The following is a 25,759-nucleotide window of genomic DNA, read 5'->3' on the forward strand; positions in this document are numbered from 1 at the left end:
ATTGGGGATTGGGGATTGGGGAACAGCGTGCACGCCGGGGATGCCGGCCATGCGCTTCGCCCGCTTTTCGTAGGAGCGGCTTCAGCCGCGACGCTTTCGGTAAGGCGTCGCGGCTGAAGCCGCTCCTACGAAAAACCAACGCCAGCCCCGCGTGGAATCCCCAATCCCGAATCCCCGCCTTATTGGCGCCGCACGCTCTGCACCGCATGCAGGCGCCGCAACCGGCGCATCACCTCGGCCAGGTGGTTGCGGTCGCGCACCTGGATGTTGAAGCGCAGCACCGCGGCGTTGAAGTCGCGGTCCAGGTAGTCGACGCGCTCGATGTTGGACTGGCTCTGCGCGATCGCCGCTGCCAGCTGCGCGAGCACGCCGGTACGGTTCTCCACGTCCACCACCAGCGCGGTGTCGTAGTCGCCGATGACGCTGCTGTCCCAACCGATCGGCACCCAGCGCTCGGGCGACTTGCGCAGTTCGGCCAGGTTCGGGCAGTCCAGGCGATGCACCACGATGCCCTTGCCGGCGGTGTGGTAGCCCATGATCTCGTCGCCGGGAATCGGCTGGCAGCAATTGGCGAAGCTGACCACGCCGCGCTCGGTGCCGTTGATCAGGATCTTTTCCTGCGAATGCTTGGAGTGGCCGCCGCCGCGTAGTTCCGCATAGGCCATCAGTGCCTGCGCGGCCTGGTTGGGCATCCAATTGCCCAGCGCCACGTCGGCCAGCAGCGCCTCCAGGCGCGGATAACGGTGCTCGCTGAGGAACGAATCCAGGCGCCCCTTGGGCAACCGCTCCAGCGAACTGTCCATCGCCTCCAGCGCGCGATCGAGCATGCGATGGCCGAGCTGCACCGCGTCCTCGTGTTCGAGCTGCTTGAGCTGGTGGCGGATCGCGGTGCGCGCCTTGCTGCTGACCACGAACTCCAGCCACTGCGGCTTGGGCGTGGCCGAGCGCGCGGTGATCACCTCCACCGTCTGTCCGCTGACCAGCTTGGTGCGCAGCGGCACCAGCTTCTTGTCCACGCGCGAGGCCACCGCGCGGTTGCCGACGTCGGTGTGCACCGCATAGGCGAAGTCCAGCGCGGTGGAGTTGCGCGGCAGCGCCAGGATCTTGCCCTTGGGCGTGAACAGGTAGACCTCGTCCGGGAACAGGTCGACCTTGACGTTGTCCAGGAACTCCAGCGACGAGCCGGCGGCGCGCTGCGATTCGATCAGCTCGACGATCCACGCATGCGCGCGGCTCTGCGCGCTGTTGGGCGAATCGCCGCCGAACTTGTAGGTCCAGTGCGCGGCGACGCCGCGTTCGGCGATCAGGTCCATCTCCTCGGTGCGGATCTGCACTTCGATCGGCGAACCGTAGGGACCGAACAGCACCGTGTGCAGCGACTGGTAGCCGTTGGCCTTGGGAATGGCGATGAAGTCGCGGAAGCGCGCATCCAGCGGCTTGAAGGTGGCATGCACCGCGCCGAGGGCGTGGTAGCAGTCGGGCACCCCGCGTACCACCAGGCGGAAGCCGAACACGTCCATCACCTGGTCGAAGGATTTGTTCTCGTCGCGCATCTTGTTGTAGATGCTCCACGGCGTCTTGATCCGGCTCACCAGCCGGTGCTCCAGCCCCTCCTTGGCCAGGCGCTGCGACAACTGCACTTCCACCTGCGCCATCGACTCGCGGCGCACCACCGGCTGGCTGCGGATGTGCTTTTCGATGATCGCGTGGCGCCACGGATGCAGCGCGCGGAAGCCGAGGTTCTGCAGCTCGGACTTCATCAGGCTCATGCCCAGGCGCTGGGCGATCGGCGCGTAGATCTCCAGGGTCTCGCGGGCGATGCGGCTGCGCGCCTCGGCGCTCTGCGCGCCCAGCGTGCGCATGTTGTGCAGGCGATCGGCGAGCTTGATCATGATCACGCGCAGGTCGCGCGACATCGCCAGCAGCATCTTGCGGAAGCTCTCGGCGGCCGCTTCCTGGCGATCACGGAACTTGAGCTTGTCCAGCTTGGTGACGCCGTCGACCAGCTCCGCCACCGCCTCGCCGAACTCCGCGGCCAGTTCGGCACGGGTCAGCGGGGTGTCCTCGATGGTGTCGTGCAGGATCGCTGCGATCAGCGCTTCCACGTCCAGGCCGAGCTCGGCCAGCACGCCGGCCACCGCCACCGGATGGGTGATGTAGGGCTCGCCGGACTTGCGGGTCTGCCCCGCGTGCGCGGCCGCGCCGACCTCCCAGGCGCGGCGCAGCAGCGGGATCTGCTCGGCGGGCAGATAGCTGGCGCTGCGTTCGAGTTGCAGGACGTAGTCGGGGACCGCCTCGTCGGCCGACGACGGCGCGGCGTGGGCGACCTGGGCAGAAGGGCCTGGGTTCATGCGGAAAGACTATGCCAGCGGCGCGTGGACGGCAAACCCGCAAAACGAAACAGCCCGCGGATGCGGGCTGTTCGCAGGACGATCGCGACGCGAGGACGCGATCAGTCGTCGTTCTTGGACATGTCCTCGTCGGCGACGACTTCGGCCGCGGCCCATTCCAGGGCCTCGCGCTCGGCGCGTTCGCGCTCGGCCTTCTCGACCTCGTCGATCAACGCGTTGTCGATCTTGCGCGCGGCGATCTCGCGCAGCGCCAGCACGGTCGGCTTGTCAGCCGATTCGGTGTTGTCGAGGGTGGCCTGCACGCCGTTGGCGAGCTGGCGGGCGCGCTTGGACGCCATCATGACCAGTTCGAAACGGTTGTTAACGACTTCCAGGCAATCTTCTACGGTGATGCGGGCCATGCGGGCTCCCGGCGGGCCGGCGACGGCCACGCGTTCGAATGAGGGAAAGGGCGGGGATTGTAGGGCGGCAACCGCCCGAGAGCAACCCCACCCCATTCAGTTCCCTTTGGAATCAGCCAGTTGGCTGTTCCTGCAGGAGGGTGTCGATCAGCCCGGCGTGGCGCTGCTGCTGCGGCAGCCGGCGCAGGCGGCTGGCGACGAAGATCGCGCACATCTCGTCCACCGCGGTGTCGAAATGCTCATTGACGATCACGTAGTCGAAGTCGGCGTAGTGCGACATTTCCTCGCGCGCAGCGGCCAGCCGCTGCGCGATCACCGCCTCGCTGTCCTGGCCGCGCTTGCGCATGCGCTGCTCCAGCGCCTCGCGCGAGGGCGGCAGGATGAACACGCTGACCGCGTCCGGCACCTTGGCCCGCACCTGGCGCGCGCCCTGCCAGTCGATTTCCAGCAGCACGTCGAGGCCGGCGGCCAGTTGCGGCTCCACCGACTGCCGCGCCGTGCCCTTCCAGTCGCCGTGGACGCGGGCGTACTCGAAGAAGTCGCCGGCATCGATCATCCGCTGGAACTCGTCGGCGGAGACGAAATGGTAGTGCTCGGCATGGCGTTCGCCCGGGCGCGGCGCGCGCGAGGTGAACGAGATCGACAGCGCGATCTGCGGGTCGCGCGCCAGGGTGGCGTTGACGATGCTGCTCTTGCCGGCGCCAGAGGGGGCCGCCACGATGTAGAGAGTGCCGCGCATAGGATCAGGGATTCGGAATTGGGGAGTCGGGACTCGCGAACGGAGCCGCGGGCCGATACCCACGGGGTCGATATGCTACCCGGTATGGACGTGACCCGCCCGGCGCCCGGGTCCGCCGCGCCAATCCCCACTCTCGAATCCCGCCATCCCGGCTACTCCAGGTTCTGCACCTGCTCGCGGATCTGGTCGATCAGCACCTTCAGTTCCACTGCGGCGTTGGAGGTGCGGCTGTCCACCGACTTCGAGCCCAGGGTGTTGGCCTCGCGGTTGAATTCCTGCAGCAGGAAGTCCAGGCGCCGGCCCGCCGGTTCCGGCTGGCGCAGCACCCGCCGCAATTCCTTGATGTGGCTGCCGAGCCGGTCCAGTTCCTCGTCCACGTCCAGCTTCTGCAGCCACAGCACCAGTTCCTGCTCGGCACGGCCGGGGTCGACCGGATGCGGCAGATCGGCCAGGCGCGCCGCCAGCTTGGTACGCTGGCCGTCGCGGATGGCCGGGATCAGCGTGCGCACCTCGCCGGCGATGCGTTCCACCGCATCGACCCGCTCGACGATGGCCGCGGCCAGTTTGCCGCCCTCGCGCTCGCGCGCGGCGACGAACTCGGCCAGCACCTCGTCCAGCAGTTCCAGCGCCTGCGCCTGCAGCGCCGCCGGATCGGCGCTCTGCCCCTGCAGCACGCCGGGCATCTGCAGCAGGTCGACGAACTGCACCTGCATCTGCGGGAAACGCACACCCAGTCGCTGCGCGAGCACGCCCAGCTGTTCGACCAGGGCCTCGTTCACCGCCAGGGTCTGCGCCGCCTCCGGCGCGCGCAGGCGCAGCATCAGGTCGAGCTTGCCGCGGCTGATGCGCGCGGCCACGCGTTCGCGCAGTTGCGGCTCCAGCGCGCGCAGCTCTTCCGGCAGGCGCACGCCCACTTCCAGGAAACGGTGGTTGACCGAGCGCAGCTCGCACCCCAGCGTGCCCCAGGGAGTGATGCGCTCGGCGCCGGCGTAGGCGGTCATGCTGCGGATCATGCGGTGTTCCAGTGCGGGCAAGGGGCGGATGTTAACCTAGCGCCCTTTCCTGCCTTGCCGAACGCGGTCACATGCCGCGCACGGCCCTGTCCTTTCCGGAACCCTGCATGTCCTTTTCCCGTCCCAGCGGCCGCACGGCCGATCAGTTGCGCCCGGTCCGCATCGAACGCGCCTTCACCCGCCATGCCGAAGGTTCGGTCCTGGTCAGCTTCGGCGACACCCGCGTGCTGTGCAACGCCAGCGTCGAGAACCGCGTGCCGGGCTTCCTGCGCGGCAAGGGGGAAGGCTGGGTGACTGCCGAATACGGCATGCTGCCACGTGCCACCCATTCGCGCTCCGATCGCGAGGCCGCGCGCGGCAAGCAGGGCGGACGCACCCTGGAGATCCAGCGCCTGATCGGCCGCGCGCTGCGCGCGTGCGTGGACCGCACCGCGCTGGGCGAACGCACCATCACCCTGGACTGCGACGTGCTGCAGGCCGACGGCGGCACCCGCACCGCCGCCATCACCGGCGCCTACGTGGCGCTGGTGGATGCGGTGAACTGGCTGCAGAAGCGCGGCGACCTGAAGAAGCCGGTGGTGCTGGGCGCGGTCGCGGCGGTCTCGGTGGGCGTGTATCGCGGCACCCCGGTGCTGGACCTGGACTACGCCGAGGACAGCGACTGCGATACCGACATGAACGTGGTGATGAACGACGGTGGCGGCTTCATCGAGCTGCAGGGCACCGCCGAGGGCCACGCCTTCCGCCGCGACGAACTGGACGCACTGCTCGGCCTTGCCGAGCGCGGCATCGGCGAGTTGCTGGCGGCGCAGCGCGCGGCCCTGGCGCAATGAAGCAGCGCCTGGCCCTGGTCACCCTGGTGGTGGCCGACTACGACGAGGCCATCGCCTGGTACACCGGCAAGCTGGGCTTCCAGGTGCTGGAGGACGTGGACCAGGGCCACAAGCGCTGGGTCGTGGTCGGGCCTGGCGATGCGCGCGGCGCGGCGTTACTGCTGGCGCGCGCCAGCGACGACGCCCAGCGCAGCCGCATCGGCGACCAGACCGGCGGTCGGGTCGGCTTCTTCCTGCACACCGACGACTTCCAGCGCGACCACGCGGCGATGCTGGCCGCCGGCGTGGAGTTCCTGGAAGCCCCGCGTCACGAACCTTACGCCACGGTCGCGGTGTTCCGCGATCTGTACGGCAACACCTGGGATCTCCTGGAGCCCACCGCATGAAACTGGTCCTGGCCAGCAGCAACGCCGGCAAGCTCGAAGAACTGCACGCCCTGCTCGACGACGTCGGCGTCGAGCTGATCGCGCAATCCACGCTCGGCGTCAGCGATGCCGACGAAACCGGCCTGACCTTCGTCGAGAACGCGCTGCTCAAGGCGCGCCACGCCGCCCGCGTCACCGGCCTTCCCGCGCTGGCCGACGACTCCGGCATCTGCGTGGACGCGCTGCACGGCGCGCCGGGGTTGTACTCGGCACGCTACGCCGGCGAACACGGCAATGCGCAGGCCAACATCGACAAGCTGCTGGATGCGCTGCGCGATGTGCCCGACGCGCAGCGCGGCGCGCACTTCTACTGCGTGCTGGTGCTGCTGCGGCATGCCGAGGATCCGCAACCGCTGCTGGTGGAGGGCCGCTGGCGCGGCCGCATCGCGCATGCGCGTGCCGGCAGCGGCGGGCATGGTTACGACCCGGTGTTCCTGGACCCGGACCACGGCCAGACCGCGGCGGAGATGCCGCTGGCGCTGAAGAACCGCATCAGCCATCGCGCCCTCGCCCTGCAGCAGCTCAAGCAGCGCCTGGCGGACCATCTTGCGGCGCATCCCGCCGCGTGACCGCGCCACGCGCAGGCACCGTGCCAGTCCAGGCACCGCTGCGCGCGCAGACTGCCCTGCGCCGCTGCGCCAAGCCCTGACCCCGCCAGCGCCCGCACCGCCCGCATCTCCGTTTCCAGATTCCCACCCGCCATGCCGCACGCCCACGACCATTGCCAGCATCCGCCCGGCACCGCCTGTCCGGACCCGTCCGCGCACGCCGACGGCGCGTCGCTGGTACCGCCACCGCTGTCGCTCTACGTGCATCTGCCGTGGTGCGTGCGCAAATGCCCGTATTGCGATTTCAACTCGCACGCGGCCAAGGGCGCGCTGCCCTTCGACGCCTACGTGGATGCGTTGATCCGCGACCTGGACCAGGACCTGCCGCTGGTCTGGGGCCGGGTGGTCAACAGCGTGTTCTTCGGCGGCGGCACGCCCAGCCTGTTTCCGCCCGAGGCGATCGACCGCTTCCTGCAGGCGGCCAGCGCCCGGCTGCGCTTCGCGCCGGGCCTGGAAATCACCCTGGAGACCAATCCCGGCACCGCCGAGCACGGCCGCTTCGACCGCTACCTGGCGGCCGGGGTGAATCGCCTGAGCTTCGGCATCCAGAGCTTCGACGATGCGGCGTTGCAGCGGCTGGGCCGCATCCACGACGGCGCCGAGGCCGAGCGTGCGGTGAAGCTGGCGCAGGACGCCGGCTACACCAACTTCAACCTGGACTTGATGTACGCACTGCCGCAGCAGACCCTGGCCGAGGCCGCGCGCGACATCGTGCGGGCACTGGCGCTGCAGCCGACCCACATGAGCCATTACCAGCTCACCCTGGAACCGAACACCGTATTCGCCGCGCGGCCGCCGCAGGGCATTCCCGAGGATGACGACGCCTGGGACATGCAGGAGCGCTGCCAGGCGCTGCTGGCCGAGGCCGGCTACGCGCAGTACGAGGTCAGCGCCTATGCGCGCGCCGGCTACCGCTGCGCGCACAACCTCAACTACTGGACCTTCGGCGACTATCTCGGCATCGGCGCCGGCGCCCACGGCAAGATCAGCTCCGGCGCCGAGCAGAACATCCTGCGGCGCTGGAAGCACAAGCACCCGCAGGCGTTCCTGGACACGGCGGGGACGCCGGCGGCGATCGGCGGCGACGAATGGATCGCGCCGGAGCGGCGCCCGTTCGAGTACATGCTCAATGCGCTGCGCCTCAACGACGGCTTCGCGCTGCGCGACTTCAGCGCCCGCACCGGCCTGCCGCTGCAGGCGATCGCCCCTGCCCTGGACGCCGCGCAGGCCCGCGACTGGCTGCGGGTGGACGCCGGCCACGCCGTGCCGACCGAGCTGGGGCGGCGTTTCACCAATGACGTGGTCGCCCTGTTCCTTGCCTAGGGCGCGCCCTGGCGACGCCGCACGCCTTGGTTGCGGCGGCGGTTCGTGCTACATACCGCGCAGAAAAGTATAACGGCGATCACAGGATGCCCCTGTCTGCGACCATGTCGGCCCCACCGGCGACGCTTGCCAGCGCCGCCCTGCCGGCGCGCGTGCGCGATCTCCTGCTGGCCCTGAACGACCTGCTGTGGCAGGCCCTGGAGGCGCCCTTGCAGGCGACCCTGGACGACCTGGAGCAGACCCTGTTCGAGCAGGCCCAGCGTGCCCGCAACGGCCAGGTGCAGCAGGACATCTACCAGGAAGCGCAGCGCTTGCGTGCGCAGCGCGCGCGCTTCGCGCCGTTCTATCAGGCGCACCTGGAGGCCGAGTTGGCCGGCATCCGCAGCCCGGCAGCGGCCGCCGCCGCGCCGCGCGCGGCCAGAGCCGGTGCCGCCGCGCAGATGCTGACCCTGGTCGCCGACGTGGATATCGACCGCGACATCGTGCTGCACGAAATCGCCCGCCGCGAAGCCACCCGCTGCAATATCCCGCTGCAACTGCTCGGCCAGCGCTTCGGCGTGCTGGCGGCGCGGCCGGCCTTCGAGATCGAGCAGTTGCCGCTGGGGCCGCACACGCTGTGCCGGCTGCTGCGCGATGCCGGCGAAATACTGGGCCTGGGCCTGGACACGCAACTGGCGCTGTACCGCGCCTTCGAACGCCAGGCGCTGTCGCGCTACGGCGAGATCGTGGAACGGGCCAACGTCATGCTCACCCACGCCGGGGTGCTGCCGGGCCTGATCTACCTGCCCTACGTGGCGCGCAGCACCAGCGTGGAACCGGGCGCGCGCCGCGTCGCGCGCATGCCCGCAGGAGCCGATCCAGCCGCTGCCGCAAACGGGCCCAGGGATCACGGCACCGCCCCCGGCCAGGCCATGCCCGCGATGGGCAGCGCGTCGGCGCCGGCCGCCGCGCCGCCGCTACCGCCATTGGGTGCGGCGGCGGCGGCCGCTGCCGAGCCAGCCGCCAGCGGCCCGGATCTGGCCACGCTGCGCCAGTTGCTCACGGCCGCGCGCGCGCATGCCACACCCGCCGCCACGACCGCCGGTACCGCCACGCTCCCGCCGCTGCCGGCGAACGCCGGCACGGCCCCAGTCCCGACCGCCAGCCTGCTGGAGGCCCTGGGCGAACTGCAGGCGCAGCCGCCGGCGCACAGCACGCTCGGCGGGTTGCGCGGACGCCGCCACATGCGCGACGTGCAGACCGCCCTGCTGCAGGCGCTGCGCGCCACCCATGGTGCGCAGGCGACGCTGGCAGCGCAGCAGGCCGACACCTTCGACCTGCTCGGCCTGCTGGACGGCGAGATCGAACGCGAGGTGCGTCCCGATGCGCCCGCCGCAGCGCTGCTGGAACGCCTGCAGGTGCCGCTGGTGCGCGCCGCGCTGCAGGATCCGGCGTTCTTCGCGCGCAGCAGACACCCGGCGCGGGAACTGCTCAACGCCGTCGCCGAATCGGGCGCGACCTGGCTGGGCGAAGAGGACAGCGATCCGACGCTGCTGCTCAAGCTCAACCAGGCCGTGGACCGCGTGGTCGAGGAATACGAAGGCGACGAGGTCGTCTTCGAACAGGCTCACCAGGATATCCAGGCGCAGCAGCGCAGCCTGGCGCACAAGGCCGAGATCGCCGAGCGCCGGCATGTCGAGGCCGCCCGCGGCAAGGAACGGCTGGAACTGGCCAAGCAGACCGCGAACGCCACCCTGGAGGCGCTGTGCAGCGCCCGGCAACCGCCCGGCTTCGTGCAGACCCTGCTGCAGCAGGCCTGGTCCGACGTGCTGGTGCTGACCCTGCTGCGCCAGGGCGAGGACTCGGAGACCTGGCGCGAGCGCATCGCCCTGGCCGAGCGCATCGCCGAAGTCACCTGCCGCAACGAGGGCGCCTCCGATGCCGCCCTGGCCGAGCGCGTGTGCCAGGCGCTGCTGCAGGTGGGCTACCACCAGCAGGAAGCCGAGGCCATCGCCCGCCGCCTGTCCACGCCCGGCGGCACCGACGCCACCACCTCGCGCACCGAACTCAGCGTACGGCTGAAGGCGCGCAGCCGGCTCGGCGACCAGGGCGAAGACGGCGAACGGCCATCGCTGCCACCGCGCAACGATGCCGAACAGGCCGCCTATGCGCGGCTGCGCACGCTGCCGTTCGGCACCTGGTTCGAATTCGTCGTCAATCAGCAGGGCGACCTGAAACGGCAGCGCCTGTCCTGGTACAGCCCGATCACCGATCGCGCGCTGTTCGTCAACCAGCGCGGACAGAAGGCCGCAGAACACACCCTCGACGGGCTGTCGCGGCTGCTGGCGCAGGGCCAGGCCCGTATCGTCAGCGAAGACCGCGCCCGCCTGATCGACCGCGCCTGGCAGGCCGCGGTCCGCGCGCTGCGCACCCTGGCCGGGGCGCCTGCGGCCGACGACGCGATGGAGGGCGCATGAGCGTCGACGCCCGCCGTTCGCCGCGCCGCCAGGTCCCGGAGATGGTGCCGGTGCTGGACCTGATGGAAGACGCCGTGGTCGGCCGCCTCGGCAACGTCTCCGAACAGGGCATGCTGCTGCTGGCCTCGGCGCCGCTGCACGAAGACGCGCTGTACCAGTTGCGCTTCGCGATGCCGCACGCCGACCGCGAGGTGCAGATCGACGTCGGCGCACACCTGTTGTGGAGCGAACCCTCGCACGCACCGGGCCAATCCTGGGCCGGCTTTCGCTTCCTGACCATTTCCCCTGCGCATCGCGAGCTGCTGCGGCAGTGGATCAACGCCGCCAGCGGCGGCTAGCGCTGCCAATCCCGCAGGAGCGGCTTCAGGGCCTCTCGAAGGAACACGTCGTGGCCCTCGTAGGAGCGGCGTCAGCCGCGACGGGCGTTACCGAGAGTGCCCGTCGCGGCTGACGCCGCTCCTACGGCAGCGATCAACATCCGGCGCGCGCCCCGACCAAGAAGAAGGCCCTGAGGGATTACAAAGGCTGCCGTGACACCGCGTGCCCTGCGCACCACGTCCGCACGCCCACACCGTTTCCGGCACACTTGGCGCCCCCGTTTCCGCATCGCCGAACGAGCCACTGCCATGTCCCAGCACGACCCGAGCGCCCTGTATGCCGACCACCTGCGCACGCTGACGCAACGCGCCGACGAGGCGCTGGCGCGCGGCGGCTTCGACCACCTGGTGGTGCCGAGCGGCGGTCTGCACTACCAGGTGTTCGACGACCGCGACTACCCGTTCGCGGTCAACCCGCAGTTCAAGGCCTGGCTGCCGCTGACCCGGGTGCCGAACAGCTGGCTGGTGTACACGCCCGGGCGCCGGCCGCAGGTGATCTTCCACCAACCGCGCGACTACTGGCACGTGGTGCCGGACGCGCCCAGCGGCTGGTGGGCGGAGCACTGCGACATCCACCTGATCCGCACCCCGGACGAGGCACTGGCGCTGCTGCCGGATGCGGCGCGCAGCGCGATCCTGGGCGAGCCGCAGAGCGCGCTGGGCGCCTACGTGCCGAATAATCCGGAAAGCGTGCTGCAGTATCTGGAGTACTACCGCGCCTACAAGACGCCCTACGAGCTGGCGCTGATGCGCCAGGCGCAGCACTCGGCAGTGCGCGGCCATCGCGCCGCCGAGGCCGCGTTCCGCGACGGCCGCAGCGAGTTCGAGATCCACATGGCCTACTGCGCGGCAGTCGGGCAGGACGCGAACGAACTGCCGTACGGCAACATCGTGGCATTGAACGAACACGGCGCCGTGCTGCACTACACCGAACTGCAGCGGCAGGCGCCGACGCCGCTGCGCAGCTTCCTGATCGACGCCGGCGCCTCCGCGCACGGCTACGCCAGCGACATCACCCGCACCTACGCCGCCGATCCCAGCAGCGAATTCCAGGCCCTGATCGACGCGGTGGACGCCGCGCAGCAGCGCATGGGTCAACAGGTACGCGCCGGCGTCGACTACCGGCAATTGCACCTGGATGCGCACCTGGCGCTGATGGGCGTACTGAAGGACGCCGGCGTGCTCACCGTGTCGCCGGAAACCGCGGTCGCCACCGGCGTCAGCGCCGCGTTCTTCCCGCACGGCCTGGGCCACCCGATCGGCCTGCAGGTGCACGACGTCGCCGGCTTCGCCGCCAGCGACCGCGGCGGCCGCATCGAACGCCCCGACGGCCACCCCTACCTGCGCATGACCCGCACCCTGGAACCGGGCATGGTGGTGACGATCGAGCCCGGCCTGTACTTCATCGACATGCTGCTAGACGACCTCAAGCAGGCCGGCCATGGCGGCAGCGTCGACTGGGCGCGGGTGGAACAGTTCAAGCCCTACGGCGGCATCCGCATCGAGGACGAAGTGGTGTGCACCGAGGACGCCCCCGAGAACCTGACGCGGCCGGTGTTTGCGGCGGCGGCCTGAGCCGCCGCTATGGTCACTTGCCGGTCAGCGCATAGGGGCCGCGATTGAAGCTCATCGGGATCAGGTCGTAGCGGCGTTGACCGGCTGCCGCAGGATACGGCGCGGTCTTGAAATCGCGTGCGAGCGCTTCGAGGCCACGTGCCGCGTTCGGCGAGGGCAGCGCCTCCAGCACCAGCGCGGACTCGGGGCGTCCACCCTGCGGATCGCCGCGCATCAGGAACAGGCTCAACGCCGGCGTGACCGGCAGGTCCATCGGGCTGTCCAGCACGGTCTTGCGCCGTTGATTCTCGGCACGCGCAGTCAGCCCGCCAGCATCGTCGCCATCCTGCGCCTGCAGCGCATCGAGCTGCGCGAACAGCATCCGGTCCAGTGTCCGGCCCCATTGCACACGGAACGCATTGAACCAGGCCAGGCCGATCGCGTCGCGGTTGCCGCCCGGCATCGCCGCATAGCAGCGCTCCACGCTGACTGGGCCGCACGTGCCGGCCCTCGATCTCCCGCGCCCGCTCCGTGAACTCGCGGTCCATCGCCACCCAGCCCTGCGCCCATTGCAGCGCCGGCTTGGCATTGCCGGCGGACAGTTCCAGCTCGGCCAGCGAGGCCAACGCCAGCAGTGGGCAGCGCGGCATGCCCAGGCAGCGCTCCAGCCAGTAGCGGGCCGTGTCCAGGTCGCGCGGCACCAGATGCGCAGGATGCGCCTCGCCATTGCGATAGAGCACGCCCAGTACGTAGGCCGAGGCGCCGTCACCTTTGCCTGCCAGCGTGACCACCTGCGCCAGCATCTGCGCGCGCGCCTCCGGCGCCGAGCGCAGCGACAGCAAGGTCTGCAGATCATCCAGCGCCAGTGTCGGCACCGCGGCCGGTGCGGGAGCTGGCGTTGCCGCCGCTGCAGGAACCGGCGGCGCATCGGTGGGCACCGCGGCAGGTGCCACCTGCTGCGCACCCGCCTGCACCGCGACGGCCAGGCACAGTCCTGCCGCCAGCAGGCATCGCATCCACATCTTCATGAATCCCCCTTTTTCAGCCGGTCACTGTGCGCAACCGGCCACGCGCAAGCAAGGGGTGGCGTCAGTATCGCGGCGGCCTGATGGCCACCGTCGGGATTGGGGATTCGCAACAGCAAAAGCGCCGGGTCCGCTAGCTGACCTTTCCGCGCGCGGGCAGCGCTTTCCGATTCCCGTTTCCCTATTCCCCATTCCCAGCCATAAAACCCTCGATCTCCTCTGCGCTGCGCGCCAGCGCATCGGTGAGCACGCGGTGGCCGTCGTCGGTGATCAGCACGTCGTCCTCGGTGCGGATGCCGATGCCGCGCCACTTCGGGTCCACGTCCTTGTCGTCCGGCGACACGTACAGGCCGGGTTCGATGGTGAACACCATGCCCGGCTCGAGCAGGCGCGAGTCGCCGGCCAGCCGGTAGTCGCCGACGTCGTGCACGTCCAGGCCCAGCCAGTGCCCGGTCTTGTGCCGGTAGAAGCGTCGGTAGTCGCCGCTGGCCAGGTTCTGCTCCAGGCTGCCCTTGAGCAGGCCCAGCCGCAGCAGGCCTTCGGTCAGGGTCCGTACCGCGGCCAGGTGCCCGGCCTCGTAGGCCACGCCCGGGCGCGCCTGCGCCAGCGCCGCGGCGTGAGCGGCGCCGACCAGGTCATGCAGCGCGCGCTGTTCGGCGCTGAAGCGGCCGTTGGCCGGGAACGTGCGGGTGATGTCGGCGGCATAGCCGCGGTACTCGGCGCCGGCATCGACCAGCACCAGCTCGCCATCGCGCAGGCGCGCGGCATTGGCGCGGTAATGCAGCACGCAGGCGTTGTGGCCGCTGCCGACGATGCTGCCGTAGGCCGGCCAGGCGTCGCCGGCGCGGAATTCGCGCTCGATCTCGGCCTGCAGTTGGTACTCGTGCACGCCCGGCCGCGCCAGCCGCATCGCCGCGCGGTGCCCGGCCACGCTCAGGTCGGCGGCCACCTGCATCAGCGCGATCTCGTCGCGCGACTTGAACAGGCGCTGTTCGTGCAGCAGATGGCCCAGTTCCAGGAACTCGTGCGGCGGCTGCGCGCCGTGCCGCACCTGCTCGCGCACGCGCTTGACCCAGCCGATCAGTTTCAGGTCGAAATCGACGTCGCGGCCGAAGTGGTAGTACACCCGCGAGCGGCCTTCCAGCAGCCCGGGCAGGATCTCGTCGAGGTCGTCGATCGGATAGGCATCGTCCATGCCGTAGCGCTCGACCGCGCCTTCCTGGCCCGCCCGCGGGCCATCCCAGGCTTCGCGTTCGGGGTCGCGTTCGCGGCAGAACAGCAGCGCCTCGCCGTGGCGGCGCCCGGGCACCAGCACCAGCACCGCGTCCGGCTCGGGAAAGCCGCACAGGTACCAGAAGTCCGAATCCTGCCGGTACGGGTAATGCGTGTCGTGGCTGCGCACCCGCTCCGGCGCGCTCGGCAGCACCAGGATGGCCTGCTCGCCGGCCATGTCCATCAGTTGCCGGCGCCGGCGCGCGTACTCGCCGGCGGAAATCCCGGTGAGCCGCTTCATCAGTTCAGGCGCTGCCGGTGGCGTGGACCGAGCACGCAGTCGCTGTGCAGCAGCAGCACCGCCACGCGCACGAACTCCTCGATCTCGGCCAGCGCGTCCTCGTCCTCGTCGCCGCTGTCGAAATCGTCGGCGCTGGCCTGGGCCAGCCGCGCCACGTCCTGCAGCGCCTCCTGCCCTTCCTCGGACAGCGGCGGCGCGGCACGCGCAGCCAGGCCGAAGCCGCCGAGGAAGCCGCGGCACCAGTCGAACAGCGCGTCGGCGCGCTCGGGCAGCGGCGCGCCGGCATCGGCCAGCACCAGGTCGAAGCCGAAATCGCGGTCGTTCAGTTGCGCAGTCGTGGCCTCGCGCAGGCGGTCCAGCGCGTCGCCGGGGCGGGGCGTGGCGACGCTGGCGTCGGCCAGCACGGCGGCCGGCCATGCCGGCAACTCGGCGCCGCCGCCGGCCAGCCAGCCGCACAGGGCGCCGTGCAGTTCGGCCGCCGACGCAGCCAGGCCAAGCGTCCGGCTGGCATCGGCGATCTGGTCGGCAGTGGGAAGTTCGGTCATGGAGCGAAGCCTGTCGGGCGCTGGCCACGGGCCTGTCGAGGCCTGCAGCGGAATCGGGACTGCGCAGTGTAGCAATCGCGTGCGCGCCGCCGCTTGTGGAGGCTTCCGGCACGCGCCTACACTCCACCACCCGTTCTTTGACAGAAGTCACTTTCCGCCATGCCATTGGAGCACGTCGCTGCAGGAGCTGCGGAAGGGACCGGCCTAGCCTTGTTCGGCCAGACGCTGTTGGCCGCATGGCCGCTGGTGGCGCTCGCCGCGCTGGCCGCCGGCGGGGCGGCGGCGCTGTTCGCACTGCGCTCCCGTCGGCGCCTGCGCGAGCAGTTGCAACGGCACGCGCAACTGCAGCAGCGCGACCAGCACCTGAAGCTGGCGCTGTGGGCCTCGGGCGAGCACTTCTGGGATTACGACCTGCAACAGCGCACGCTGCGGCTGATGCGCGCCGACGAGGCCACGCCGCATGCGCAGGACATCGGCCTGGTGATCCGCGAGAACGAGCCGCTGCGGATCCATCCCGACGACATGGCGCAGGCGCGGCAGGTGCTGCAGGAACACCTGCAGGGCCTCACCGCGATCTACACCGCCGAGTACCGGGTGGATCTGGCCGGCGACGGCGTCTGGCACTGGGCGCGCGTGCGCGGCCGCGTGGTCGACTACGACGCCAGCGGCGCACCGCGCCGGCTCGCCGGCACCGCACGCGACATCACCTCGCACCGCCAGGCCGACCTGGAACGGCGCATCGCCGCCGAGGTACTGCGCAGCATGGGCGAGGCGGTGGCCGTGTTCGACGAGGACCGCCGCTTCATCTCGGTCAACCCGGCCTTCACCCGTATCACCGGCTACAGCGAGCGCGAGGTGCTGGGCCAGTCGATGACCCTGATCGACCACGCACCGGAAACGCCGGCGGCGCCGGTAGCCGACCACGGCCGGCATTGGCGCGGCGAGGCCTGGAAACGGCGCAAGGACGGCCAGGAGATCCTCTGCCACCTGCGCCGCAACACCGTGGTCGACGCCGACGGCCGCCAGAGCTTCCAGGTGGTGGTGCTGGAAGACATCACCGAACAGAAGCGCGCCGAGCAGGAACTGCGCTACCTGGCCAACTACGACACGCTGACCAGCCTGCCCAACCGCGCACTGCTGTCCGAACGCCTGGCGCGGGCGATCGTGCGGGCGCGGCGCCAGGCCGGCTCGGTCGCGGTGCTGTTCCTGGACCTGGACCGCTTCAAGGACATCAACGACTCGCTCGGCCACGCGGTCGGCGACCGCGTGCTGCGCGCGGTGGCCGAACGCCTGCAGCAGGCGGTGGGGCCGCAGCACACGGTGGCGCGTTTGGCCGGCGACGAATTCACCGTGGTGGTCGAGGACATCGTCAGCCAGGGCGAGGCCGAGGCGGTGGCCGCACGCGTGCTGGCCGCGTTCGAGGCGCCGCTGCGGCTGGACGAACGTCGCGAGGTCGCGGTGTCCACCTCCATCGGCATCTCCCTGTTCCCGCAGCACGCGCTGCTGCCGAGCGAACTGCTCAAGCACGCCGACACCGCGATGTACCAGGCCAAGGCCGCCGGGCGCCGCAACGCGCAGGTATACTCGGCGCGCATGGACGAGGCCACCCGCCACCGCGCCACCCTGGCCAGCACGCTGCGCAAGATCCCGCTGGACCAGGAACTGAAGCTGGTCTACCAGCCACGCTACTCGCTGCGCACGCAGCGGGTGGTCGGCGTGGAAGCGCTGCTGCGCTGGCACAGCGCCGATTTCGGACCGGTCTCGCCCAGCCAGTTCATTCCGCTGGCCGAGGAGACCGGGCTGATCCTGGAGATCGGCGAGTGGGTGCTGCGACAGGCCTGCGGCGCGTTGCGCGACTGGCGGCGGATGGGGCTGACCGACCTGTGCATGTCGGTGAACGTCTCGGCGATCCAGCTCGAACGCGGCAATCTGCCGGAATTGATGGCCGGCATCCTCGCCGAGACCGGCGTGCCCGCCGCCAACATCGAACTGGAATTGACCGAAAGCGTGGTGATGTCGCAGGTCGGCAAGAACGCCGAGTTGCTGCGCGCCTGCCGCGCGCTGGGGCTGACCCTGGCCATCGACGACTTCGGCACCGGTTATTCGTCGCTGGCGTACCTGAAGCGGCTGCCGATCAACACCCTGAAGATCGATCAGGAATTCATCGGCGACCTCACCCGCGACCCGGACGACGAGGCGATCACCAGCACGATCATCGCAATGGGCCACTCGCTGGCGCTGAAGGTAGTGGCCGAAGGGGTCGAAGAAGCCGGCCAGTTGGCGTTCCTGCGCGCGCATGGCTGCGACGAGATCCAGGGCCATCTGGTGGCGCCGGCGCTGGAGCCCGACGCCTGCCTGCGCCTGTTGCAGCAACCGCTGCGGCTGCCTGCCTGAGCGCCGGCCATGGCGCCGCCACGCGGCGTCTTGACCGCCCCTCGGGCGCATGCCTATCGTGAGCGCCATGGACAGCCCTGACACCCTCGCCGAGCTTCGCGCCCTTGCCGCGCGCGTGGAAACGCTGGTCGAGCGCTGCCAGCGCCTGTCCGACGAGAACCGCAGCCTGCGCCAGCAACAGGAACACCTGATCGGCGAGCGCTCGCAGTTGCTGACCAAGAACGAACAGGCGCGTTCGCGCGTGGAAGCGATGATCGCCCGGCTGAAGTCCCTGGAGCAGCACACGTGAGCGAGCCGGTCAGCGTCCGCATCCTCGACCGCGAATACACCGTCGGCGTCGAGGCCGAGGAGCGCGACGGCCTGCTCGCCGCGGCGCGCCTGCTCGACGCGAAGATGCGCGAGGTGCGCGGCAGCAACCGCATGGCCGCCGTGGATCGCGTCGCCGTCCTGGCGGCGCTGAACCTGGCGCACGAGTTGCAGCAACTGCGCGACGAACAAGCAAAGCGCGACCGCGAGATGGCGCGCACACTCGCAGATCTCAACCGGCGCCTGGACAGCGTCGTCGATACGACACGCTAATCCGTCATTGGCGCTGCGATCATCAACGTGAATTGCACCGCACCGAAACACCGACGAACGGACTAGCCAAGCGCGATCACGGCGCTATACTCCACCTGCGTTCTCTGCTGTGAACGACAGCGTGTGCAAACATTCGCCTTGTCCCTTAATGACGACCACGGGGTGGCGACGGAATCGGGAGTGCAGGTCCGCCTCGTAGCGGGAAGCCCGATGATTCTCCAGCCATCCCACTTGAACCCCGGGTTCAAGGTCGTTTCGCACGCATCGTCACGGCGGAGAATGCAATTTTTCCAGGAAGCGGCGCCGCAAGGCGCCGTTTCCTTTTTGCGCGTCCGCAACTTGCGCGCCCCACGCCGTCGTCGACGGCGCAGCACAGGCGCCACGCGCTCTCGCACCGGCCGAAACCCGGGATACTGGTGCCCCCACCACGGAGATCCCGGATTGCCGACGCTCGCCCAACTCCTCGACCGCTTCGACCCCGCCGCGGGATTCGACGTGCCCGCCAGCTGGCGGCAAGGCCGCACCGCGTTCGGCGGGCTGTCCGCGGCGCTGGCGCTGCAGACCGCGCTGCGCACGGCGCCGTCCGCATTACCGCCGCTGAAGTCGGCGCACATCGGCTTCATCGGCCCCGCCGACGGCAGCCTGCGCTTCGATGCGCAGGTGCTGCGCCAGGGCAAGTCCGCCACCTCCGTGGGCGTCGACTGCCTGGCCGACGGGCAGGTCGCGCTGCGCGCGGCATTGCTGTTCGCGCAGCCGCGCCCCAGCCGCATCGCCCACGACTTCCTGCCGGCGCGGCCGGCGGTGGTCGGCCCCGACGACGCGACGCCGATCGCCGACAGTCCCGCAACTCCGGCCTTCGTCGCCAACTTCGACATGCGCCTAGCCGGCGGCGCGCTGCCGGTGTCCGCCGCGACCGACCCGGAATTGCTGGTCTGGGCACGCCATCGCGACGCCGGTGGCGTGGACCCGGGCGTGGTCCTGGTCGCGCTGGGCGACTGCCTGCCGCCGGCCGCGATGACCTGCTTCACCAAGCCGGCGCCGGTCAGCTCGATGACCTGGACCCTGGACTTCCCGCAACCGGCCAGCGCCGGCGACTGGTTCCTGCTGCGCTCGGCCAGCCGCCATGCCGGTGACGGCTACTCGCTGCAGGATATGCAGATCTGGGACACGGCCGGGCGGCTGGTGCTGTGGGGCCGGCAGACGGTAGCGCTCTACGCGTGATCGCCGCAGCAGCGACCGGGCCCGGGGCGTGTCCTCCATCCCTAGGGCCTGTCGCCACCAATTCCCGGGCAGGTCGCGCCGCGATTCCGTGTGCCCGAGCCAAGGAAGCGCGAGGAAGTGGACATGCGTCCACGCCCGAGCGATGACGCGGCCACGGGCGCGTGCAACCGCGGCCCGTCGGGTGCCCGACGCGGCGTACTCGGGGGATGGAGGACACCCGCTGGTCAGTGCGCGCGCCGACGCCGACAATAGCGCCCTCCCTTGCCCCGCCTGCCCGATGACCGCCGACGACCGCGACTCCCTGCGCCAGGATCTGCGCGCGCGCCGCCGCGCGCTCTCGGCGTCCGTCCGCCTGGCCGCCGCCGATGCGCTGGCGCAGCGCTTGCTGGAGCTGCCGTTCGCGCCGCAGCAGGGCCATGTCGGCGGCTACTGGGCGATGGATGGGGAGATCGCGCTGCATCGCTGGCAACTGTCGCTGCCGGACGCGGTGCAGTACTGCCTGCCGATGCTCAGCGGCGACACCTTGCGTTTCGCGCCGTGGCGCCCCGGGCAGCCGCTGCGCGCCAACCGCTACGGCATCCCCGAACCCGACGTCGACCCCGCCACGACCCTGGCGCCGGCGCAGATGGCGCTGGTGGTGGCGCCGCTGGTCGGCTTCGACGCCGCCGGCGGCCGCCTGGGCATGGGAGGCGGCTGGTATGATCGCAGCTTCGCTTTCCGCCAGCGGCAGGCACCGCCGCCCTGGCTGGTCGGGGCCGCCTTCGACGCACAGCAGGTCGCGGCCTTGCCGCTCGCGGCCTGGGACGTGGCGCTGGACGCGGTCTGCACCGAATCCCTCACCCTGTCGACCGCGCACGATTCTCCCGCATGACCGCACGCACCCGCTATTGGCTGATGAAGTCCGAACCGGACGCTTTCTCGATCGACGACCTGCAGCGCGTCGGCACCGAACCCTGGAACGGCGTGCGCAACTACCAGGCGCGCAACTTCATGCGCGACGGCATGAAGGTCGGCGACGGCATCCTGTTCTACCACTCCAACTGCAAGGTGCCGGGCATCGTCGGCGTGGCCCGCGTGGCCAGCCAGGCCTATCCGGACGCCACCCAGTTCGACCCGTCTTCCGACTACCACGACCCCAAGGCCACCCCGGAGCAGCCGCGCTGGTACCTGGTGGACGTGGCGTTCGAGCGCAAGCTGGCGCGCACCATCGCCCTGGACGAGATCAAGCAGCACGCCGACGCGCTGGGCGAGGGCTTCCCGCTGGTCGCCCGCGGCAACCGCCTGTCGGTGTTTCCGGTCAGCGCCGCACAGTGGAAGCTGCTGCTGTCGCTCGAATAGCTGGGATTGGGGATTCGGGATTCGGGATTCGCCCGCTCCCGCCCGCCGACCCGCTTTGCACGAATCTCCAATCCCGAATCTCCAATCCCGAGCTCTCCCAATGTCAGAAGCCAAACGTCTTGCCGCCGAGAAAGCCATCGACTACGTCCAGGACGGGATGATCGTCGGCGTCGGCACCGGTTCCACCGTCGCCTACTTCATCGACGCACTGGGCCGCATCGGCCACCGCATCAAGGGGGCCGTGTCCAGTTCCGAGCAGAGCACCGCGCGCCTGCGCCAGCACGGCATCGAGGTGCTGGAACTGAACCACACCGGCAACCTGTCGCTGTACGTGGACGGCGCCGACGAGTGCGATCCGAACAAGTGCCTGATCAAGGGCGGCGGCGCCGCGCTGACCCGCGAGAAGATCATCGCCGAGGCCAGCGAGCGTTTCATCTGCATCGTCGACCCGAGCAAGCAGGTGCAGACCCTGGGCGCGTTCCCGCTGCCGATCGAGGTGATCCCGATGGCGCGCAGCCTGGTCGCCCGCGAGATCCTGGCGCGCACCGGCGGCCAGCCGGTGTGGCGCGACGGCGTGATCACCGACAACGGCAACGTGGTGCTGGACGTGCACCACCTGTCGATCACCGATCCGGTGGCGCTGGAGCGCGAACTGAACCAGATCCCGGGCGTGGTCTGCGTCGGCCTGTTCGCACGCCGCCCGGCCGACGTGGTGATCGTCGGTGGCGAGCCTCCGCGCGTCCTGTAGGGCGCGCGCTGTCGCGCGCGGGGGATTGGGGAGTCGGGATTGGGGATTCGTAAAAGCGTGGATCCCGGCTTTACGAATCCCCAATCTCCAATCACTAATCCCGCTCTTGACGCCACGCGCACCATGCAACAAGGTGCGCGCTGTCCTCCTTGCCCCGGCCTCGCCATGTCTCTGATCCGCGCGCTGTGCGTCCTTCTCCTGCTCGCCCTCAGCGGCTGCGCCAGTGCCGGCGGCGACCATTGGGTGGAACTGGGCGGACACCGCTACGACGTGGAACTGGCGCAGAACGATGCGACGCGCGCGCGCGGGCTGATGTTCCGCGACCAGATGGAAGCCGACCACGGCATGCTGTTCATCCACGACCGCGAGGAACCGCAGGCGTACTGGATGAAGAACACCAAGATCCCGCTGGACATCCTGTACTTCGACAACCAGCGCAAGCTGGTGGCGCAGCAGCGCGACGTGCCGCCGTGCTCGGCCGGCGATGCCTGCCCGCCCTACCCCAGCAACGCGCCGGCGCGTTACGTGCTCGAACTCAATGCCGGCCAGGCCGAGCAGTTGAAGCTGCAGGACGGCACCGAACTGCGCTTCGGTCCGGGGATTCCGCAGGGCCGCTGATCGCCCGCAACACCGGCCGGGGTCGGGGAAACGCCTCGCCACCACGGCGCTGAACCCGACACCGTTGTCGGGAACGGCCGGACTTGATCGGGCCCGGCTTTGCCGCCAGTCTTGGGCCATGGCCGCCCGATTGACATTGCCGAGCTGGAATACCCTGGCCGCTCTGGACGACGATGCCCTGCCGCTGCTGGCGACCGCGCTGCTGATCGCCCGCGACGAGTATCCGGAACTGGATGCCGCCCATTACGACACCCTGGCGCAGAGCCACGCCGACCACCTGCGGCATGAGGTGGCGATGATCGAGCCCTGGCCGCTGAAGATGGCGGCGATCAATCGCCACCTGTTCGAAGAACTGGGCTATAGCGGCAACCACGACGAGTATTACGACCCGCGCAACAGCTACATGAACCAGGTGTTCGAGCGGCGCCTGGGCAACCCGATCTCGCTGGCCTTGGTGCAGATGGAAGTGGCGCGGCGCCTGGACATCCCGCTCGACGGCGTGTCCTTCCCCGGGCATTTCCTGGTGCGCCTGCCGGTGGACGACGGCCTGCTGGTGATGGACCCGTTCAACGGCGGGCGTCCGCTGGCGGTGGAGGAACTGCGCGAACGCGCGCGGCCGCACATGGGTGGCGAAAGCCCGGACGACCGCGCCCTGCTGCAGATCCTGGATCCGGCGCCGCACCGCGCGATCCTGACCCGGGTGCTGCGCAACCTGCACGGCGTGTATGCCGAACGCGACGAGTGGGACCGCGCCGCACGCAGCGCCGACCGCGTGCTCAAACTGATGCCCGATCAGCCCGAAGCCCTGCGCGACCGCGGCATGGCCTACCTGCAGATGGACTACGTGCCCGGCGCGCGCCGCGACCTGGGCCGCTACCTGCAACTGAACCCAGAGGCCTCCGACGCCCTGCCGATCCGCGAGCGCCTGGTGGAACTGAGCGCCCGTGCGCAGCGGATGCATTGACGGCGGGGATTTGGGAGTCGGGATTGGGGATTCGCAAGAGCGGCTGCGGCGTGACCTGACGCGTCGCTGAGCAACGCTGATTTCTCTTAAGGGCTTCCGGGCTAAAGTCGCCCAGGAGGGTCTGCACATTGCGGATAGCCGCTTTTGCGAATCCCCAATCCCGACTCCCCACTCCCGGTCCTCACTCCATCTCCACCATCTCGAAATCGTCCTTGGTCACGCCGCAGTCCGGACAGGTCCAGGTGTCGGGCACGTCGTCCCAGCGGGTGCCGGGGGCGATGCCTTCTTCGGGCAGGCCGTCGGCTTCGTTGTAGATGAACCCGCAGACGACGCACATCCAGGTGCGATAGGTGGTGGCGGTGGCGTCGCTCATTGGATAATCGCAGGTCACAGTCGGACGGAACGGCATTGTCCCATCGCCGTCGACGCATCGGAAGGCTTGGCCATGAACGCATCCCCGGCGCCGCGCGGCGTGTACCTGATCACTCCCGACGAGGCCGACGGCGCGCGCCTGCTGGCGCGGGTGGCGCCGCTGCTGGACCAGGGCGTGACCTGGCTGCAGTACCGCAACAAGCGCGCCGACGCAGCGCAGCGGCGGCAGCAGGCCACGGCGCTGCAGGCGCTGTGCGCGCAGGCCGGGGTGCCGCTGATCGTCAACGACGACGTCGCGCTGGCGCAGGCGGTGGGTGCGGCCGGCGTGCACCTGGGCGAGGACGATGGCGACGTGGCCGCGGCCCGCGCCGCATTGGGGCCGCAGGCGCTGATCGGCGCGTCCTGCTACGACGACCTGGCGCTGGCCCACAGCGCCGCGTCGGCCGGCGCCAGCTACGTCGCCTTCGGCGCGTTCTTCCCCACCCGCAGCAAGGTCACCACGCGCCGCGCCGCGCCCGAGCTGTTGCGCGAGGCGGCGACACTGGGCCTGCCGCGGGTGGCGATCGGCGGCCTTACGCCGGACAACGCGCGTTCGCTGGTCGCGGCCGGCGCCGACCTGCTGGCGGTGATCAGTGGCGTGTTCGATGCGCCCGATCCGCGCGTGGCGCTGGCGGCGTACCGCGCCTGCTTCGACTGAGGTGGCAGCGCCGTTCCTTCTCCCATCGGGAGAAGGTGCCCCGCAGGGGCGGATGAGGGTACGGGCGCAGCCTCGCGCACCCAACCACCGCGAGCCGCTGCGCGCCGGACCCTCACCCCAACCCCTCTCCCGGCGGGAGAGGGGCTTTAGTTTCTCCCTTCTCCCCTCGGGAGAAGGTGCCCCGCAGGGGCGGATGAGGGTACGGGCGCAGCGTCATGCACCCCAAATACCGCGCGGCGCTGGCTAAGACGGGCAGTTGCCCATGGCAGGCAGGCAACATGGCGCACACCGGCGGCAGCCGCGACAATAGACGGCCTCGCTCCGCGCCCGGCCGGTCGGCCTGGCCAGCATCGCCAAGGATTTCCGCTCATGACCCATTCCCGCTCGCACGCCCTGTTCGCCCAAGCGCAGTCGCTGATTCCCGGCGGCGTCAATTCGCCGGTGCGCGCCTTCAAGTCGGTGGGCGGCGAGCCGTTCTTCGTGCAGCGCGCCGATGGCCCCTACCTGTACGACGTCGACGACAACCGCTACATCGACTACGTGGGCTCGTGGGGGCCGATGATCGCCGGGCACAACCATCCGGCGGTGCGCGAGGCGGTGCAGCGCGCGATCGGCGACGGGCTGTCGTTCGGCGCGCCGTGCCCGGCCGAGGTGACGATGGCGCAGACCATCACCCGGCTGGTGCCGTCCTGCGAGATGGTGCGCATGGTCAACTCCGGTACCGAAGCCACGCTGTCGGCGGTGCGCCTGGCGCGCGGCGCCACCGGGCGCAACCGCATCGTCAAGTTCGAAGGCTGCTACCACGGCCACGGCGACTCGTTCCTGGTCAAGGCCGGCAGCGGCATGCTGACCCTGGGCGTGCCGACCTCGCCGGGCGTGCCGGCCGGCCTGAGCGAACTCACCGCCACCCTGGCCTACAACGATGCCGAGGCCGCCACCGAACTGTTCGAACGGATCGGCCACGAGATCGCCGCGGTCATCATCGAACCGGTCGTCGGCAACGCCAACTGCATTCCGCCGCGTCCGGGCTATCTGCAGCATCTGCGCGACCTGTGCACGCAGCACGGCGCGCTGCTGATCTTCGACGAGGTGATGACCGGATTCCGCGTCGCCCTGGGCGGCGCGCAGGCGCACTACGGCGTGGTGCCGGACCTGACCACCTTCGGCAAGATCATCGGCGGCGGCATGCCGGTGGGCGCCTATGGCGGACGCGCCGAACTGATGCGGCAGGTGGCCCCGTCCGGGCCGATCTACCAGGCCGGCACGCTCAGCGGCAATCCGGTGGCGATGGCCGCGGGACTGGCGATGCTGGAGCTGATCCAGGCACCGGGTTTCCACCAGCGCCTGGACGCGGCCACCGCGCAGCTGTGCACCGGCCTGGAAGCCGCCGCCGCGGCGGCCGACGTCGCAGTCACCACCAACCAGGTCGGGGCGATGTTCGGGCTGTTCTTCACCACCGAGAAAGTCGAGACCTATGCGCAGGCCACCGCCTGCGACACTGCCGCGTTCAACCGCTTCTTCCACGCGATGCTGGCGCGCGGCGTGTTCCTGGCGCCCTCGGCCTACGAGGCCGGCTTCGTCTCCAGTGCGCACGACCAGGACGTGCTGGAGGCCACCCTGGCCGCGGCGCGCGAGGCGTTCGCGGTGGTCGCCGCCGGCTGAGAT

Annotated in this window: 27 protein-coding genes and 1 other RNA gene; 20 read left to right on the forward strand and 8 right to left on the reverse strand. The window is 70.2% G+C overall.

Translation table 11 applies throughout. The features are described from left to right. Positions 1 to 179: 179 nt before the first annotated feature. From ACP93_RS16445 to ACP93_RS16460, 4 genes are all read right to left on the reverse strand, one after another. Entirely contained in the window at positions 180 to 2,351 is a 2,172-nt protein-coding gene (locus ACP93_RS16445) for a RelA/SpoT family protein (RefSeq protein WP_048491749.1), read from the reverse strand. Between the two features lie 101 nt (positions 2,352 to 2,452). Beyond that, positions 2,453 to 2,752: a DNA-directed RNA polymerase subunit omega gene (gene rpoZ / locus ACP93_RS16450; RefSeq protein ID WP_010343101.1), complete on the reverse strand. Its 300-nt coding sequence runs from the start codon at positions 2,750 to 2,752 to the stop codon at positions 2,453 to 2,455. A 112-nt stretch (positions 2,753 to 2,864) separates the two neighbouring features. Further along, positions 2,865 to 3,491, reverse strand: a complete 627-nt coding sequence (gmk, locus tag ACP93_RS16455) for a guanylate kinase (protein ID WP_048491750.1) — start codon at positions 3,489 to 3,491, stop codon at positions 2,865 to 2,867. 152 nt (positions 3,492 to 3,643) lie between these two features. After that, positions 3,644 to 4,504, reverse strand: coding sequence for a YicC/YloC family endoribonuclease (locus ACP93_RS16460; RefSeq protein ID WP_048491751.1), 861 nt, complete (start codon positions 4,502 to 4,504; stop codon positions 3,644 to 3,646). A gap of 107 nt (positions 4,505 to 4,611) precedes the next feature. Here ACP93_RS16460 and rph point away from each other — a divergent pair, with 107 nt between their 5' ends. The 7 genes from rph (at position 4,612) to pepQ (ending at position 12,101) form a co-directional block, all read left to right on the forward strand. Next, positions 4,612 to 5,337, forward strand: coding sequence for a ribonuclease PH (gene rph, locus ACP93_RS16465; RefSeq protein ID WP_048491803.1), 726 nt, complete (start codon positions 4,612 to 4,614; stop codon positions 5,335 to 5,337). Further along, positions 5,334 to 5,723 (forward strand): VOC family protein, encoded by a 390-nt coding sequence (locus ACP93_RS16470; RefSeq protein WP_048491752.1) that lies wholly within the window; start codon positions 5,334 to 5,336, stop codon positions 5,721 to 5,723. The genes rph and ACP93_RS16470 overlap by 4 nt, the downstream gene beginning before the upstream one ends. Further along, positions 5,720 to 6,331, forward strand: a complete 612-nt coding sequence (gene rdgB, locus ACP93_RS16475; protein WP_048491753.1) for an RdgB/HAM1 family non-canonical purine NTP pyrophosphatase — start codon at positions 5,720 to 5,722, stop codon at positions 6,329 to 6,331. The genes ACP93_RS16470 and rdgB overlap by 4 nt, the downstream gene beginning before the upstream one ends. Positions 6,332 to 6,463: 132 nt before the next feature. Continuing rightward, entirely contained in the window at positions 6,464 to 7,693 is a 1,230-nt protein-coding gene (hemW, locus tag ACP93_RS16480) for a radical SAM family heme chaperone HemW (RefSeq protein ID WP_048491754.1), read from the forward strand. Between the two features lie 86 nt (positions 7,694 to 7,779). Beyond that, a complete protein-coding gene (locus ACP93_RS16485; protein WP_048491755.1) occupies positions 7,780 to 10,149 on the forward strand; it encodes a DUF1631 domain-containing protein in 2,370 nt (789 codons plus the stop codon). Next, a complete protein-coding gene (locus ACP93_RS16490) occupies positions 10,146 to 10,487 on the forward strand; it encodes a PilZ domain-containing protein (protein ID WP_048491756.1) in 342 nt (113 codons plus the stop codon). The genes ACP93_RS16485 and ACP93_RS16490 overlap by 4 nt, the downstream gene beginning before the upstream one ends. 288 nt (positions 10,488 to 10,775) lie before the next feature. Then, positions 10,776 to 12,101, forward strand: a complete 1,326-nt coding sequence (pepQ, locus tag ACP93_RS16495) for a Xaa-Pro dipeptidase (protein ID WP_048491757.1) — start codon at positions 10,776 to 10,778, stop codon at positions 12,099 to 12,101. Between the two features lie 13 nt (positions 12,102 to 12,114). Here pepQ and ACP93_RS16500 read toward each other — a convergent pair whose 3' ends face one another. Then, the gene (locus ACP93_RS16500) at positions 12,115 to 12,564 is read right to left on the reverse strand and encodes a hypothetical protein (RefSeq protein ID WP_048491758.1); all 450 of its coding nucleotides are present in this window, start codon (positions 12,562 to 12,564) and stop codon (positions 12,115 to 12,117) included. Between the two features lie 47 nt (positions 12,565 to 12,611). Between ACP93_RS16500 and ACP93_RS22025 the strand changes: the two genes are divergently transcribed. After that, entirely contained in the window at positions 12,612 to 12,755 is a 144-nt protein-coding gene (locus tag ACP93_RS22025) for a hypothetical protein (protein WP_157862437.1), read from the forward strand. Positions 12,756 to 13,286: 531 nt separating this feature from the next. On the opposite strand, the gene ACP93_RS16505 is transcribed toward ACP93_RS22025, so the two are convergent. Further along, complete coding sequence (locus tag ACP93_RS16505; RefSeq protein ID WP_048491759.1) at positions 13,287 to 14,618, reverse strand: aminopeptidase P N-terminal domain-containing protein; 1,332 nt, start codon at positions 14,616 to 14,618, stop codon at positions 13,287 to 13,289. Continuing rightward, a complete protein-coding gene (locus tag ACP93_RS16510; RefSeq protein ID WP_048491760.1) occupies positions 14,618 to 15,163 on the reverse strand; it encodes a YecA/YgfB family protein in 546 nt (181 codons plus the stop codon). The genes ACP93_RS16505 and ACP93_RS16510 overlap by 1 nt, the downstream gene beginning before the upstream one ends. 210 nt (positions 15,164 to 15,373) lie before the next feature. Here ACP93_RS16510 and ACP93_RS16515 point away from each other — a divergent pair, with 210 nt between their 5' ends. The 10 genes from ACP93_RS16515 to ACP93_RS16555 all read left to right on the forward strand — a co-directional run bounded on the left by ACP93_RS16515 (position 15,374) and on the right by ACP93_RS16555 (position 23,025). Then, the gene (locus ACP93_RS16515) at positions 15,374 to 17,557 is read left to right on the forward strand and encodes a putative bifunctional diguanylate cyclase/phosphodiesterase (protein ID WP_082143515.1); all 2,184 of its coding nucleotides are present in this window, start codon (positions 15,374 to 15,376) and stop codon (positions 17,555 to 17,557) included. 67 nt (positions 17,558 to 17,624) lie between these two features. After that, positions 17,625 to 17,846, forward strand: coding sequence for a TIGR02449 family protein (locus tag ACP93_RS16520; protein ID WP_048491762.1), 222 nt, complete (start codon positions 17,625 to 17,627; stop codon positions 17,844 to 17,846). Then, positions 17,843 to 18,136, forward strand: a complete 294-nt coding sequence (locus ACP93_RS16525; RefSeq protein WP_048491763.1) for a cell division protein ZapA — start codon at positions 17,843 to 17,845, stop codon at positions 18,134 to 18,136. The genes ACP93_RS16520 and ACP93_RS16525 overlap by 4 nt, the downstream gene beginning before the upstream one ends. A gap of 98 nt (positions 18,137 to 18,234) precedes the next feature. Beyond that, positions 18,235 to 18,419, forward strand: a non-coding RNA gene (gene ssrS, locus ACP93_RS21320) — 6S RNA. A 158-nt stretch (positions 18,420 to 18,577) separates the two neighbouring features. Then, on the forward strand, positions 18,578 to 19,357 hold the full coding sequence (locus tag ACP93_RS16530) for an acyl-CoA thioesterase (RefSeq protein WP_048491764.1): 780 nt from the start codon (positions 18,578 to 18,580) through the stop codon (positions 19,355 to 19,357). Between the two features lie 277 nt (positions 19,358 to 19,634). After that, on the forward strand, positions 19,635 to 20,228 hold the full coding sequence (locus tag ACP93_RS16535; RefSeq protein WP_048491765.1) for a 5-formyltetrahydrofolate cyclo-ligase: 594 nt from the start codon (positions 19,635 to 19,637) through the stop codon (positions 20,226 to 20,228). Next, a complete protein-coding gene (locus ACP93_RS16540; protein ID WP_017915860.1) occupies positions 20,225 to 20,695 on the forward strand; it encodes an EVE domain-containing protein in 471 nt (156 codons plus the stop codon). Before ACP93_RS16535 ends, ACP93_RS16540 begins: the two co-directional genes overlap by 4 nt. A gap of 100 nt (positions 20,696 to 20,795) precedes the next feature. Beyond that, positions 20,796 to 21,443: a ribose-5-phosphate isomerase RpiA gene (gene rpiA, locus ACP93_RS16545; protein ID WP_048491766.1), complete on the forward strand. Its 648-nt coding sequence runs from the start codon at positions 20,796 to 20,798 to the stop codon at positions 21,441 to 21,443. A 165-nt stretch (positions 21,444 to 21,608) separates the two neighbouring features. Next, positions 21,609 to 22,061 (forward strand): DUF192 domain-containing protein, encoded by a 453-nt coding sequence (locus ACP93_RS16550; RefSeq protein ID WP_048491767.1) that lies wholly within the window; start codon positions 21,609 to 21,611, stop codon positions 22,059 to 22,061. 118 nt (positions 22,062 to 22,179) lie between these two features. Beyond that, complete coding sequence (locus ACP93_RS16555; protein WP_048491768.1) at positions 22,180 to 23,025, forward strand: SirB1 family protein; 846 nt, start codon at positions 22,180 to 22,182, stop codon at positions 23,023 to 23,025. A gap of 181 nt (positions 23,026 to 23,206) precedes the next feature. Here the strand turns inward: ACP93_RS16555 and ACP93_RS16560 are convergent, their stop codons facing one another. Continuing rightward, positions 23,207 to 23,398: a rubredoxin gene (locus ACP93_RS16560; protein ID WP_048491769.1), complete on the reverse strand. Its 192-nt coding sequence runs from the start codon at positions 23,396 to 23,398 to the stop codon at positions 23,207 to 23,209. A gap of 72 nt (positions 23,399 to 23,470) precedes the next feature. On the opposite strand from ACP93_RS16560, the gene thiE reads away from it, so the two are divergent. Both thiE and hemL read left to right on the forward strand, forming a co-directional pair. Then, positions 23,471 to 24,094, forward strand: a complete 624-nt coding sequence (thiE, locus tag ACP93_RS16565; RefSeq protein ID WP_048491770.1) for a thiamine phosphate synthase — start codon at positions 23,471 to 23,473, stop codon at positions 24,092 to 24,094. Positions 24,095 to 24,463: 369 nt separating this feature from the next. Continuing rightward, positions 24,464 to 25,756: a glutamate-1-semialdehyde 2,1-aminomutase gene (hemL, locus tag ACP93_RS16570; RefSeq protein WP_048491771.1), complete on the forward strand. Its 1,293-nt coding sequence runs from the start codon at positions 24,464 to 24,466 to the stop codon at positions 25,754 to 25,756. Positions 25,757 to 25,759 lie beyond the last annotated feature (3 nt).

Origin of the sequence: Xanthomonas sp. NCPPB 1128 (genome assembly GCF_001043115.1) — a bacterium.
Lineage (GTDB): Bacteria > Pseudomonadota > Gammaproteobacteria > Xanthomonadales > Xanthomonadaceae > Xanthomonas_A.